Origin of the sequence: Streptomyces sp. NBC_00654, from assembly GCF_026341775.1 — a bacterium.
In the GTDB taxonomy this organism is placed as follows: domain Bacteria; phylum Actinomycetota; class Actinomycetes; order Streptomycetales; family Streptomycetaceae; genus Streptomyces.
Map to the genome: position 1 here is coordinate 53,944 of NZ_JAPEOB010000003.1, position 13,098 is coordinate 67,041.

Consider the following 13,098-nt stretch of genomic DNA (forward strand, 5'->3'; position numbering starts at 1 on the left):
ATGAGCAGGGAACCGGACGGACTCGCGGAGCTGCTCCCGCAGTGGCACCGGCTGCGGGACGCCGAGGGCGGTGAGCCGCTGCGCGCACTGCTCGCGGTGATCGCCGAGCAGGCGGACCGGGTGCGCGACGGGGTCGAGCAGAGCTATGAGGACCTCTTCGTGGAGACGGCCGCGCCCTGGGTGCTGCCGTACCTCGGCGACCTGGTGGGCTACCGGCCGCTGCCCGGCTACGAGCGGGTCCAGGCCGCCGGGCTCGGCGGCGCGCGGGGCGGACCGGGCGACGGCGAGGCCCGTACCCGGCTCGCCGAGGCGCTCGCGCCGCGCCGCGATGTCGCCTCGACGGTCGCCAACCGCCGCCGCAAGGGCACCCTCGCACTGCTGGAGGAGCTGGCGCAGGAGGTGGCCGGGTGGCCGTCCAGGGCGGTGGAGCTCTCCCGGCTGGTCTCCCAGCAGCAGCCGGTGAAGCTGTACGGGACGGGGGCGCCGTCCGCCGATGTACGCAGGCTGTCCCGGGGCCGGCTGGCCGATGTCCGCCGGGGTGGCCAACTGGACCTGGCGGGCGGCCCGTTCGACGAGATGGCCAGGTCGGCCGACGTACGCAGGGCGGGTTCGGCGCGCCGGAGCGGCGGTCACTCCCCCGCCGGGATCGGGCTGTACGTGTGGCGGCTCAAGCCGTACCACGTGACCCGGGCACCGGCGTACTGCGTCGACCGGGCCCGCAGCCTGTACACGTTCTCGATCCTGGGCAACGACAGCCCGCTGGTGACGCGTCCGGTGCCGGAGCCCTCGGCCACGCATCTCGCGACGATCGACAACGTGCCCGCGTTCATCAGGCGGCGTCAGCTCTCCGACCGGCTCGCGGACCACTACGGGCCCGGCAAGAGCTTCACCGTCTGGCGGGACGGGCAGGACGAGCCGGTGCCGATGTCGGACATCGTCGTGGCGGACCTGTCGGACTGGCGCTACCGGCCCAGGCTCGGCTCGGTGGCCGTCGACCCGGTGCTGGGGCGGATCGCCTTCGGGTCCCGCTCGGCACCCCGGCAGGGGGTCTGGGTCACCTACCACTACGCCGCGGGTGACGACATCGGCGGTGGCGAGTACCCGCGCGAGCGGGTCACCCCGCCCACCGCCAGGATCTACCGGGTGGGTCCGGGCCAGGCGTTCCAGCGGATCATGGACGCGTACGAGCAGTGGCGCGCGGACCGGTCGGCGGGCCACCGCGGGGCCGAGGGCATCATCGAGATCACGCACAGCGGCGCCTATCAGGAGCAGCTGGACTTCGATCTCGACCGCGGCGACCGGCTGGAGCTGCGGGCCGCCGAGGGCTGCCGCCCGGTGATCCGGCTGCTCGACTGGTACAGCAACCGGCCCGACGCCCTCAACATCCGGGCCCGGGAGGACGACGGTCCCACCGGCTCCCATGGCCACGGGGACGCGCCGCGCATCGTGCTGGACGGGCTGCTGGTCACCGGGCGCGGGCTCCATGTCAGCGGTCCCGTCGGCGCGGTCGTGCTGCGGCACTGCACCCTGGTGCCCGGCTGGTCGCTGGAGCCGGAGTGCGACCCGCACTCCCCGGAGGAGCCGAGCCTCGTCCTGGACCGGACCACCGCGTGCGTCTCGGTGGACCACAGCATCATCGGCACGATCGAGGTGATCGGCGACGAGGTCAGCCACGACCCGCCGGCCATCCACCTCCGCGACAGCGTCCTGGACGCCACCGGTCACGACCGGGCGGCCCTGTCCGCCCCGGACTGCCGTCACGCCCACGCCGTACTGCACGCCCACCGCACGACGGTCATCGGCGAGGTGCACACGCACGCCGTGGAGATCGCCGAGAACAGCGTCTTCACCGGGCGGCTACGGGTGGTGCGGCGGGGCATCGGCTGTCTGCGGTTCTCGTACGTGCCGCCCGGCTCCCGCACCCCGCGCCGGCACCGCTGCCAGCCCGACCTGGTGGGTGCCGACCGTGCGGAGGAGGTGCGTCCGCTGCTGAGCGGCGAGCGGTACGGCACCCCCGCGTACGGGCGGCTCGCGGACGGCGGTCCGTGGCAGATCCGCCGGGGTGCCGACGACGGCTCGGAGATGGGCGTCTTCCACGACCTGTACGAACCGCAGCGCGAGGACAGCCTGCGGGCGCGGCTCGCCGAGTACACCCCGGCCGGTACGGACGCCGGGATCTTTCCCGTCACCTGACCCGGCGCCGGGCGGCCGGGCGCACCGGCCGGCCCGGCCGCCCGGTCCGACCACCGCGACGGCCACCCGGCCCGTTCGCCCCACCTGACTTCTTCAGACCGCCGAACCTCCGAGGGGGACCCCTTCCCATGCACGCAGATCTCTCCCGCGACACCTTCCGCCCGGACCGGCACTACTCGGCGGTGCTCGCCCAGCAGGGCCGCGTCCAACTGGACGCGGACGCCAACGAGCAGGCCGCGATCCAGCTCCACCGGGCCCGTACCACCGCCGCCGATCTGATCGGGCAGCACGGCGGCCCGCGCGGCGCGACCGGCTTCGAGGTGACGTTCCTGGGCGGCAGCCGGGAGCTGGACGACCTCTCCCTGGGCGGCGGCCGCTATTACGTGGACGGCATCCTGCTGGACGCGACCAGGCCGGAGCCGGGCGTCCCGGCCGAGGCCGGAGCCGCCGCGCCGGACGACGAGGCTCCGGCCGCCGCCCCCGCGACCTGGACCTACTGGGACCAGCCGGACGGCTACCGGGACCCGGAGCGGCCCGGCGACCGGCTGCCCACCCAGTTCCCGTACCTGGCCTGCCTGAAGGTGTGGGAGCGTGCGGTCACCGCCGCCGAGGACCCGCTGCTGCGCGAGGTGGCGCTGGGTACGGCGATGCCCGACACGGCGGCCCGGGTGAAGGTGGTGTGGCAGGTCGTGCCGCTGCCCGGTACGGAGCTGGAGCTCGCGGACGGGGCGACGAAGGACGAGGTGCGGGCGGCGTTCGACGCCTGGGCTGCGGCGCAGGACCCGACCGCCCGGCTGGCGGCCCGCAGTGAACGGCCGGACCGGGCGGACGAGGACCCGTGCCTGGTCAGGCCGGACGCCCGCTACCGGGGGCCGGAGAACCAGCTGTACCGGGTGGAGGTCCACCAGGGCGGTGCGGCGAAGGACGCCACGTTCAAGTGGTCCAGGGAGAACGGCTCGGTGACCTTCCCGGTCGAGGAACTGGACGGCACCTGGGTGGAGCTGGCCTCCCTCGGAAACGACGACAAGCTCGACCTGAACGTGGGCGACCAGGTGGAGTTCGTCGACACCGCGTACACCAGCCGCCGTGAACCCCTGCCGCTGCTGCGGGTGGAGGAGCTCGATCTGCCGGGGCGCCGGGTACGGCTCTCCGGTGAGCCCGAGCCCTTCGTGGGGCGGCGCCCCGAGCTGAACCCGTATCTGCGGCGCTGGGACCACCGCCCCTCGACCCGCCGGACCAAGGGGCCCGCGAAGGTGCGCGACGGTGCGCTGCGGATCGAGGAGGGGGCCTGGCTGCCCCTGGAGGACGGCGTGTTCGTGTACTTCGAGCCGGGAGGGACCTACCGCTCCGGTGACTACTGGACGGTCCCCGCCCGTACGGCGACGGGCGGCGTCGAGTGGCCGGCGGACGCGGCCCGGCGCCCGCTGCTGCGCCCGCCGCACGGGGTGCGGGTCCACTACGCGCCGCTGGCCTGGATTCTCGGCGAGGGGTCGGTGGCCGATCTCCGGCAGACGTTCGGGCCGCTGGCGGCACCGATTCCGGCGGCGGACGAGGAAGCCCTGGCGGCGGAAGTCCGGGCCGAGGAGGAGGCGGTGGCCGCCGAACAGGCGGCCGACAGCGGTTCAGCACCTGTCGTTTCGGGGCAAAACGATCAGGAGACGAGCGAGAACTGACGCACAATCGAGAGCGTCGAACCACCGCACCACCTGGAAGGAGCACCACGATGGCAACGCCTCTGTCGGCCGACAAGCTGCTCAAAGCCCTTCGTGACGAAGGCCTGCGTGTCGTCGAGCACCGGAGCTGGCGTACGCACAACCGCAATCACAAGGGCCCGTGGGGCCCGGTGAACGGGGTGATGATCCATCACACCGTGACATCGGGCACGCAGAGTTCGGTGGAACTCTGCTACAACGGCCACTCCAGCCTGCCCGGTCCGCTCTGCCACGGGGTGATAGCGAAGGACGGCTCGGTCCATCTCGTCGGGAACGGACGGGCCAACCACGCCGGGCTCGGCGACGACGACGTCCTGCGGGCCGTGGTCGATGAATCGGGTTCACTGCCCTCCGACAACGAGGCCAATACGGACGGCAACCGGCACTTCTACGGTTTCGAGTGCGTCAACCTCGGCGACGGGAAGGACCCGTGGCCGGCCGCGCAGCTGGAGGCGATCGAGAAGGCCGCCGCCGCGATCTGCCGGGCGCACGGCTGGTCGCAGCGCTCGGTGATCGGGCACAAGGAGTGGCAGCCGGGAAAGGTCGATCCGCGCGGGTTCACGATGGACTCGATGCGCGGCCGGATCAAGTCGCGCCTCGGGGGCAAGCCGGACGGCCCGTCGAAGCCGCCCTCCAAGCCGAAGTACGAGCCGTTCCCCGGAGCGGCGTTCTTCAAGGCGGGCAGACGCAGCGCGGTCATCACCGCGATGGGCAAGCGGCTGGTGTCCGAGGGCTGCGGGCGTTACGAGGTGGGCCCCGGCCCGTCCTGGTCGGAGGCCGACAGGAAGTCGTACGCCGCCTGGCAGCGCAAGCTCGGTTATTCCGGCGCCGGGGCGGACGGCATCCCGGGCAAGGAGAGCTGGGCCAAGCTCAAGGTCCCGAACGTCTGATCCGCGGGGCCCGGTTCCGGGTTCGGAGGGCGAACCCGGAACCGGCGCCCGTGCGCCGTCAGCGGTTGAAGGAGCTCCCCAGGGCGGCCTTCGCCGCCACCGTGCCCAGCGTCCCGTGACCGAAGCTGACGGATCCCTCGGCGGTCAGCCCGGAGTTGGTGGCGGGGAAGAACCACAGCGAGCCCGCGCCCGTGTCCTCGCCGGGGGCGCCGACGGCCAGTTCGGACCGGCCGTCCTTGTCGATGTCCACGAAGGCGGCGGCCCCGCCGAACAGGTCGCCCTTCTCCGCGGTGCCCGTGACATCCGGCGTGCTCTGGTTGAAGCCCTTGGTGCCGGTGCCCGTCGGGCCGGAGGCCGTACCGGGCATGATCACGATGCCGCCCGCCCGCTGGACCGTGCCGAGCGCCTCCTTCGGGACGCCCACGGCGATCTCGCCGAAGCCGTCGCCGTTCGTGTCACCGATCGCGACGGACGTGCCGAAGCCGTCGGAGTGCTCCGCCGCGCCCGGGACGCCCGCCGAGTCCTGGTTGAAGACCTTGGCCCTGGTGCCCTGCGGCCCGGTGGCGCTGCCCTGGACGTAGGTCAGCATGCCGCCCTTGGCGAGCGGCAGGCCGAGGTCGCTGTCGTAGCCGTCGATCGCGCGTCCGACGGCGAGGTCGGCGTACTTGTCACCGTTGACGTTGCCGACGGCGAGGTACTCGCCGCCCTCCAGGGAGTAGCCGTCGGCGCCCTTCACCTGGGTGTACTCGCCCGGACCGGCGGGGCTGCCGTTGCCGATGAGGATGCGGCGGTCGTCGAACTCGTCGCCGCTGTGGACGGCGGCGACGACGTCGTCGCGCCCGTCCCCGTTGACGTCGCCCGCCGCCAGGTCCAGGTAGCGCATGTCGTCCATGTCGGGCCGCTCGGTGGTGGCGGACGCGAGGCCGTCACGGGTGAACGGGCCCAGGAGGCTCTGGAGATCGTGGTCGCGGACGACCGCGAGGTCCGGGGCCCCGTCCCCGTTGAGGTCGCCCGTGGCGAGATGGGTGCCGACGTTGTCGTACTGCTCCCCGTCCAGGACCGTCGCGCCGCCCGCGAGTCCGCCCGCACCGCCCCAGAGGACGGTGAGCGAGCCCGCGCCCACGCCGGTGCCGACCTTCTCGCCCGAGGAGCCGACCACCAGGTCCGCGTAGCCGTCCCGGTCGAGGTCGGCGGAGACCACCGAGCTGCCGAAGGCGTCCCCGGCTTCCGGAGTGCCGGGGACGCCTGCCGTGCTCTGGGTGAAGACCTTCTTGACGGAGTTCTTGATGCCGGTGCTGGACCCGTAGGCGACGCCGACGTACCCGGCGCCCGCGAAGCCCTTGACCGTGGCACCGGGGGCGGCGAACGCGACGTCGGCGTAACCGTCGCCGTTGAAGTCGGAGTGGGGGTCTGCCGGGGCGGCCGCCCGCTCGGGTGCGGCCGGGGCTGCCGGGGCTGCCTGGGCCGTGGGCAGGGTGAGGGCGGCGGAGGCGACGGCGATGGCCAGGACCACACCGGTACCGAGTGCTCGGGATGCCACAGGGACTCCTTCTGCTGACGTGTGCGGAGATCGTTCTCGGGTTGTTCGTGAAGCGTTCCGCCGGTGTCTGCTGTACGGGGGGTAGCAAAGCGGCTCGTACCCGGTACGACGGCCGGATCGGCCCCGGGGTTGCGTGCCGTTCCGGACAAGTGCGCCTATCTTGTTCCCTGTTACCGGCCCCTGACGAAGGAGTGACCCGGTGACCTCACAGGTCGGGCTCGTGACGGAGGAGGCGCTGCGCGGCTACGGCGAGGGCATCCGCGCCGTGTACGCGGAGGCGTTCTCCGCCCCGCCCTGGTACGAGGACCCGGAAGAGGCGGACGACTACCTGGAACGGCTCGCCGAGGACGCGGCGAGGCCGGGATTCACGGCGGCGGTGGCCCTGGACGGGGAGACCGTGACCGGCTTCGCCACGGCCTGGACCACACCGGAGGTCTTTCCCCGCGACCGCAGTTACGGACAGGTCGCCGAGGCCCTGGGCCCCGACCGGGCGACGGCGTGGCTGTGCGGGGCCCTTGAGGTGGACGAGCTGGCCGTCAGCCCCCGGGCGCACGGCACCGGACTGGGCCGGGCCCTGCTGGCGGCGGTGACGGGCCCCGCGGTGGACGGCCGCTGCTGGCTGCTGACCTCGGCACGGGCGGAGGCGGCGCTGCGGCTGTACGAGCGCGCCGGATGGCACCGCTGCGCCACGCCCGTACCGGGCAGGGCGGGGCTCGTCGTGCTCCTCGGGCCCCGGCACCCGGGCCTCTCGGCAGCGGACCGCTCATCGGACCCGGCGGCGGACCCGGCGGCGGACCCGGCGGCGGCTACAGCGTGACGGCCAGCAGGACGAAGGCCGCGAGCGAGAGCACCGTACGGACCAGGTGAAGGGTGTTCCAGCGGGACTCGAAGGCCTCACGGGCCGCGCTGTCGTCGCCGCCCTCGGAGTCCGCGAGCGCCTTGTTGAGCGGGATGTTCCCGGCGATCGTGATCAGGTGGCCGATGACCGCGCAGGCCAGTGCGACGGCGGTGAGCACCCGGGCGTCCCCGCCGGCACCGGAGACGAGCGCCGCGACCGGAAGGGCGACCACTCCGAGGAACAGGACGAGGAAGAGAGGCCCCGGCACCTTCTCGTTGAAGCGGCGCATCGCGGCGGTGAACCGGTCGTCCGGCAGCGCCGCGAGGCCCGGCATGATCGCGGTCAGGAACGTCAGCATGAAGCCCGCGTAGAGGCCGTTGGCAACCACGGAGAGCACCAGGAGCACAGAGGTCATGGTGCACATCATGGCGCGGGGCGGCGGCCCGCACCGCCACGATTCCCCGCAGCCGTGCGCGCCCGCCCCCGCCCTTCGCCCGGACGCGCCGGGCGTCAGCCGATCTCGCCCTCCGTCCCGTCGCCGCCCTTCGGCTCCTCGCCGTTCCTGAGCCGGTCGGCCCGGCCGATCGCCGTCGCCAGCTTCCGTACCGAATCGTCCTCGGTCTCCTCCGCCAGTTCTGAGGCCCGGGAGGCGAGTTCACCGAGGCCGGGCGTGCCCGGCAGCTCGCCGCCGCGCAGGGTCTCGGCGAAGTAGGCCGCCACCGCCGCCACCTGGAGCCGCTTGCCCGGTCCGCCCCACAGCTCGCCGTCGATCGCCCCGCTCCCCACGGAGCCGGTCCTCTCGTGCGCCTTACGGGTCCTGGGGTCCAGCCAGCGCACCGTGGCCGTCGCCACATGGCCGGACGCGCCCTCGCGCAGCCGTACCGCGTAGAGCGCGGTCACCGTGTGGCCGGGGCCGACCTCTCCGCCGTCGACGCCGTCGTCGCGGAAGTCCTCGTCGGCGACCTTGCGGTTCTCGTAGCCGATCAGCCGGAACTGCTGGACGGTCTCGCGGTCGAAGGCGACCTGGGCCTTGGCGTCCCGCGCCCGCAGCTCCACATGGGCGGGCAGCTGGTCGACGAAGACCTTGCGGGCCTGTTCCTCGTCGGCGATGTACGTGGTGTGCCCGTCGCCCTTGTTGGTGAGGCGTTCCATCAGCGCGTCGCCGTAGTCACTGCCGACCCCGACGCCGAAGAGCGTGATGCCGTGCTCGCGGCGGGCGTCGCCGATCCGTTCCAGGATGGCGTCGGCCTCGGTCTCCCCCGTGTTGGCGAGGGCGTCGGAGAGCAGCACGACACGGTTGTTCGCGCCCTTGCGGTGGCCCTCGACCGCCTCCTCGTAGCCGCGCCGGATACCGGCGTCGACGTTGGTGGAGTCGGCCGGTTCCATCTCCTCGACCGCGTCGCGGATCCGGTTCCGGTTGCCCTGGAGCCGGGTCATCGGCAGCCGGGTCTCGGCCTCGTCGCTGAAGGTGACCAGGGAGACCGCGTCGTCGTCGCGCAGTTCGTCGGTGAGGATCGTCAGGGACTTCTTCGCCAGGTCCAGGCGGCCCGGTTCGGCCATGGAGCCGGAGATGTCGACGACGAAGGTGAGGGCGGCGGGCGGGCGTTCACCGCTCGGCTGCGCCGCCTTCGTGGCCAGTCCGACCCGTACCAGGGACCAGTCTCCGGCCCCCTTGCCGGAGCCTTCACCGGACTTCCCGTCCGACGCCCCGCCGGTCCCTCCGCCGGCCCGTGCTCCGTCGACGGTCACCGAGAAGCCGTTGCCCTCGGGCCGCTCGTAGCCCTGCCGGAAGCTGTTGACGAACTCCTCGGGCCGTACGGTCCCGGGCTCCGGCAGCCTGCCGTCGCCCAGGGTGCGGCGGGCGTAGCCGTAGCTGGCGGTGTCCACGTCCAGGGCGAAGGTGGACAGGTAGTCGGGCGGTGCGACGTCCCGCTGCTTCCCGTCCGTCCCGTCCTCGCGGGCGGCGCTGTCCCCCTTGGCGGCACCGTCGGGCGCCCCGCCCGGGGCGGGCGGGGCGGGCTGCCCGCCGCCGCTCGCCCCCGGCGGCTGCCGTGCGCCGGTACGGCGGTCGGCCGACGCCCCCTCGCCCATTCCGCCACCGCATCCGGTGATCAGCATTCCGCCCGCCAGCAGCAGCGCGGCGGCCCGTGTCCGGTGCTTCATCCGTACCCCCCACATCGTCGACAACTGTGAATGTGACGTGCGGGAGGGCCGTGGGGAGTCGACGAACGCGTTGCGGAAGCGTCTCGATGCGGCAACAGCGACCGCCGCACCGGCGGAACATCAGGTTCAGGACACGATGTCCTTACGACTGAACCCCCGGAAGGCGAGCGCGAACAGGATCAGGGCATACGTCACCGAGACCGCCGCGCCCTTCACCATCCCGCCCCACTCCAGCTCCGGCTGGAGCGCGTCCGCCCAGGCGAACTGCCAGTGCGCGGGCAGGAACTCGCGCCAGGAGCCGAGCGCGGTGACGGCGTCCAGCACATTGCCGACGATGGTGAGCCCGACCGCCCCGCCGACCGCGCCCAGCGGGGCGTCGGTCTTCGTCGACAGCCAGAACGCCAGAGCGGCGGTGACCAGTTGGGAGACGAAGATGAACGCCACGGCGAGCGCGATGCGCGGCACCGTGTCCCCGGTGGCCAGCGCTCCCCCGGTGGGCAGCTCCAGCGGGCCCCAGCCGTACGCCGCCGCGCCCGCCGCCAGCGCGACGACCGGCAGCAGCACCATCGCGGCCAGGCTGAAGCCGAGCGCGACCACGAGCTTGCTCCACAGCAGCCGCGTCCGGGGCACGGGGGCGGCGAGCAGATAGCGCAGCGAGGACCAACTGGCCTCGGAGGCGACGGTGTCCCCGCAGAACAGGGCGACCGGCACCACCAGCAGGAACCCGGCCGAGACGAACAGGCAGGTCGCGGCGAAGTTCGCGGCGGAGGCGGTCGCGGTGTCCATCAGCGTGAGCCGGTCACCGCCGCCGGGTCCGCCGTCGGGAGTGCCGCCGATCGCGAAGGCGATGATCAGGATGAACGGCAGCGCGGCCAGCACCCCGCCCATCAGCAGGGTGCGGCGCCTGCGCAGTTGCCGCATCGCCTCGACGCGCAGCGGCAGGGTGTGCCGGGCGCGGTAGCCGGGGGCCTGGGCGGGGCCGGCCGCCGTCCGGATGTCGGCTGCGGAGCTCATGCGGATCCTCCGGAGATCAGGGTGAGGAAGGCGTCCTCCAGGCGGCGGTGCGGCCCGACGCCGGTGACCGGGACGTCCAGCCGGACGAGTTCGGTGACGAGCCGGGAGGCGGTGGCGCCGTCGAGCCGGACGAGCAGCCCGCGTCCGTCGCCCGTGCGGACGGCCGAGCCGATGCCGGGCAGCGCGGAGACCTTCTCCACGAGCGGTTCGGTCACCTCCTCCGCCGTGGTGACGAGCAGCATGTCGCCGGAGCCGGTGATCTCGGCGACCGGTCCGGCCTGGACGAGCCGCCCCCGGTCCATGACGACCAGGTGGGTGCAGGACTGCTCGACCTCGGACAGGAGGTGGCTGGAGACGATGACGGTCCGGCCCCCGGCCGCGTACCGGATCATCACGTCGCGCATCTCGCGGATCTGGGGCGGGTCGAGGCCGTTGGTCGGTTCGTCGAGGATGAGCAGGTCCGGCATGCCGAGCATGGCCTGGGCGATGGCGAGCCGCTGCCGCATGCCCTGGGAGTACGTGCGTACGGCGCGGGCCAGGGCGTCGCCGAGTCCGGCGATCTCCAGGGCTTCCTCGATGTGCGAGTCCTCGGCGGGGCGGCCGGTGGCCTGCCAGTAGAGCTCCAGGTTGGCGCGGCCGGACAGGTGCGGCAGGAAGCCCGCCCCTTCGACGAACGCCCCGACCCGGGACAGGACGGGGGCGCCGGGCCGGATGGCCTGCCCGAAGACGCGGATCTCGCCCTCGTCGGGCGCGATGAGCCCCATCAGCATGCGCAGGGTGGTGGTCTTGCCCGCGCCGTTGGGCCCGAGGAGCCCGAGCACCTGCCCCTTCTCCACCTGGAAGGAGAGTCCCTTCACGGCGTACCGGTCGACGGACTTGGCGTACTTCTTCGACAGGCCGGTGATCCGCAGCGGCACGCCGGTGAGTTCCGGGTCGGGGGCCGGGGTCGCGGTGCGGCGGCGCGCGGTGAGCAGGAGCGCGGCGGCGATGACGAGGGCGGCGGCCGGGAGTCCCCAGGTCCACCACGGGAGGCCGGCGGACGCGGTCCTCACGGCGGCTGCGGTGGGGACGGTCAGCGGGCCGTCCGTGCTCACGGTGTACGTCGCCGGCTCGGCGGGGGACGCGTAGCCGAGGTCGGTCGCGGACAGCACGAGGCGCAGCCGGTGCCCGGAGTCGAATTCGTGGTCGACGGCGGGGAGGGTCAGCTCGATGGGCCCGCCCTGTTCGGCGGGGGTGATCCGGTACGGGGCGACGAGCTGCGCGGGCAGCACCTGCTGCTTGCCGTCCGGCGACACGTCGTACACCTTGCCGAACAGCACGGCGTCGCCGCTGCCCGGTCCGGCCTTCACCCGGACCCGTACCGTCGGCGTCCCGGTGACCCGTACGGAGGTGTCGAGCGGGGCGGAGTCGAAGCGGGCGTACTGGCCCGGGAAGTCGACCGCCAGGCCGACGCCGAGCGAGGAGAGCCGGGCGAGTCCGCCGCCCACGCCGGGTACGGCGGAGATGGCGGGCGGGCCGGCTCCCGCAGGGTTGCGGAACGTCTCGGTCCGCCCGTCGAGGGCGAACTCCCGGCCGCCGCCGCGCAGTCCCGGGTAGGTGTCGCCGCTCGCGCCCCGCTTGAGCGCGGCGCCGTCGGTGGAGTCGATGCCGCCGGTGCGGGTGACCCGGAAGGCGGGGCCGGTGTCGGCGCCCTCGGAGCCCTTGAGGTAGCGGTCGAACCAGCCGCCGATACGGCTCTGGACTCGGTCGGCCTCCAGGTCCCCGCCGTCGTGCCCGCCCGCGATCCAGTCGACGGAGACGGGGGCGCCGTTGGCCTTGATCGCCTTCGCCATGTCGTCGGCCTGGCCGAGCGGGAAGAGCGAGTCGCTCTGTCCCTGCACCAGGAGTGCGGGGACCTTGATCCGGTCGGCGACGGCGGCCGGTGACCGCTCGGTGAGCAGTTCGCGCGCGGCCTCGTCCGGCTTTCCGCTGACGGCGACCCGCTCGTACATCTCGCAGAGCCGCTTCTCGAACTTCTCGCAGCCGCCGCCCGTGGTGACGAAGATCCCGGCCCAGAGCTTCTTGAAGACCCCGTCGGGGAAGAGCGCTTCGGCAAGGTTCCAGTAGGAGATGACGGGGGCGATGGCGTCGACGCGTTTGTCGTACCCGGCGGCGAGCAGCGAGACGGCCCCGCCGTACGAGGCCCCGGTGACCCCGACGCGGGGGTCACCCCTGCCGTCGAGTTCCACCTCGGGGCGGGCGGCCAGCCAGTCGATGAGCCGGGAGACGTCCCTGACCTCGCGGTCGGGTGCGTTCAGGGAGATCTCCCCGCCGGACTTCCCGAAGCCGCGGGCCGACCAGGTCAGCACGGCGTACCCGGCGCCCGCCAGCTTCTCGGCCTGGGCCCGTACGTCGGCCTTGCTGCCGCCGAAGCCGTGCCCGATGAGCACGGCGGGCCGCCGCTGCGCACCGCCTGCCGTGAAGTACGAGGTGTCGATGGGCACCCCGTCCATCGACAGTGTCCGGTCCTCGCGGTGGACGTCCGGCGCGCTGTCGTCGGCCGCCGCGGTCCAGGTCCCGGCGCCCGCGAGCACGACGAGCGCGGTGACGGCCGCTGCCCACCGGCCGCGTCCACGGGGCAGTCGGCGCCGCCATCGGGAAGTAGGGGTCTCCATGTCTCGACCCTAAACGGATGGTGCCGCCGTTCAGGGTGCCGCCGGGGGGAGGTGCCGGGCCTCCCTGAGAGGTACGGGGTCCGTCCTCCGTACT

General features: G+C 73.4%; 9 protein-coding genes. 4 read left to right on the plus strand and 5 right to left on the minus strand.

Going from position 1 to position 13,098, the window contains the following annotated elements; all coding sequences use genetic code 11:
• From OHA98_RS32670 to OHA98_RS32680, 3 genes are all read left to right on the plus strand, one after another.
• Positions 1–2,193 carry a hypothetical protein gene (locus tag OHA98_RS32670; protein ID WP_266931092.1) on the plus strand — a complete coding sequence of 731 codons (2,193 nt, stop codon included), beginning with the start codon at positions 1–3 and terminating at the stop codon, positions 2,191–2,193.
• 128 nt (positions 2,194–2,321) lie between these two features.
• Positions 2,322–3,866: a DUF6519 domain-containing protein gene (locus OHA98_RS32675; RefSeq protein WP_266931093.1), complete on the plus strand. Its 1,545-nt coding sequence runs from the start codon at positions 2,322–2,324 to the stop codon at positions 3,864–3,866.
• Positions 3,867–3,916: 50 nt separating this feature from the next.
• Entirely contained in the window at positions 3,917–4,795 is an 879-nt protein-coding gene (locus OHA98_RS32680; protein ID WP_266931094.1) for a peptidoglycan-binding protein, read from the plus strand.
• Between the two features lie 58 nt (positions 4,796–4,853).
• Here OHA98_RS32680 and OHA98_RS32685 read toward each other — a convergent pair whose 3' ends face one another.
• Positions 4,854–6,335: an FG-GAP-like repeat-containing protein gene (locus OHA98_RS32685; RefSeq protein ID WP_266931095.1), complete on the minus strand. Its 1,482-nt coding sequence runs from the start codon at positions 6,333–6,335 to the stop codon at positions 4,854–4,856.
• Between the two features lie 199 nt (positions 6,336–6,534).
• Between OHA98_RS32685 and OHA98_RS32690 the strand changes: the two genes are divergently transcribed.
• Positions 6,535–7,152, plus strand: a complete 618-nt coding sequence (locus OHA98_RS32690) for a GNAT family N-acetyltransferase (RefSeq protein ID WP_266931096.1) — start codon at positions 6,535–6,537, stop codon at positions 7,150–7,152.
• On the opposite strand, the gene OHA98_RS32695 is transcribed toward OHA98_RS32690, so the two are convergent.
• The 4 genes from OHA98_RS32695 to OHA98_RS32710 all read right to left on the minus strand — a co-directional run bounded on the left by OHA98_RS32695 (position 7,142) and on the right by OHA98_RS32710 (position 13,004).
• Positions 7,142–7,588, minus strand: coding sequence for a DUF1772 domain-containing protein (locus tag OHA98_RS32695; protein ID WP_266931097.1), 447 nt, complete (start codon positions 7,586–7,588; stop codon positions 7,142–7,144). The two genes, OHA98_RS32690 and OHA98_RS32695, sit on opposite strands and share 11 nt — an antisense overlap.
• Before the next feature lie 95 nt (positions 7,589–7,683).
• On the minus strand, positions 7,684–9,336 hold the full coding sequence (locus OHA98_RS32700) for a von Willebrand factor type A domain-containing protein (protein ID WP_266931099.1): 1,653 nt from the start codon (positions 9,334–9,336) through the stop codon (positions 7,684–7,686).
• 126 nt (positions 9,337–9,462) lie between these two features.
• The gene (locus tag OHA98_RS32705; RefSeq protein WP_266931100.1) at positions 9,463–10,350 is read right to left on the minus strand and encodes an ABC transporter permease; all 888 of its coding nucleotides are present in this window, start codon (positions 10,348–10,350) and stop codon (positions 9,463–9,465) included.
• Positions 10,347–13,004, minus strand: a complete 2,658-nt coding sequence (locus OHA98_RS32710) for an alpha/beta fold hydrolase (protein WP_266931113.1) — start codon at positions 13,002–13,004, stop codon at positions 10,347–10,349. Before OHA98_RS32710 ends, OHA98_RS32705 begins: the two co-directional genes overlap by 4 nt.
• Between the last annotated feature and the right edge of the window lie 94 nt (positions 13,005–13,098).

What these genes read in the sequence shown, in the direction of transcription:
- OHA98_RS32675 (WP_266931093.1), top strand. Translation starts at nt 2,322, where the DNA reads ATGCACGCAGATCTCTCCCGCGACACCTTCCGCCCGGACCGGCACTAC.
- OHA98_RS32700 (WP_266931099.1), bottom strand. Translation starts at nt 9,336, where the DNA reads ATGAAGCACCGGACACGGGCCGCCGCGCTGCTGCTGGCGGGCGGAATG.
- OHA98_RS32680 (WP_266931094.1), top strand. Translation starts at nt 3,917, where the DNA reads ATGGCAACGCCTCTGTCGGCCGACAAGCTGCTCAAAGCCCTTCGTGAC.
- OHA98_RS32670 (WP_266931092.1), top strand. Translation starts at nt 1, where the DNA reads ATGAGCAGGGAACCGGACGGACTCGCGGAGCTGCTCCCGCAGTGGCAC.
- OHA98_RS32695 (WP_266931097.1), bottom strand. Translation starts at nt 7,588, where the DNA reads ATGACCTCTGTGCTCCTGGTGCTCTCCGTGGTTGCCAACGGCCTCTAC.
- OHA98_RS32710 (WP_266931113.1), bottom strand. Translation starts at nt 13,004, where the DNA reads ATGGAGACCCCTACTTCCCGATGGCGGCGCCGACTGCCCCGTGGACGC.
- OHA98_RS32705 (WP_266931100.1), bottom strand. Translation starts at nt 10,350, where the DNA reads ATGAGCTCCGCAGCCGACATCCGGACGGCGGCCGGCCCCGCCCAGGCC.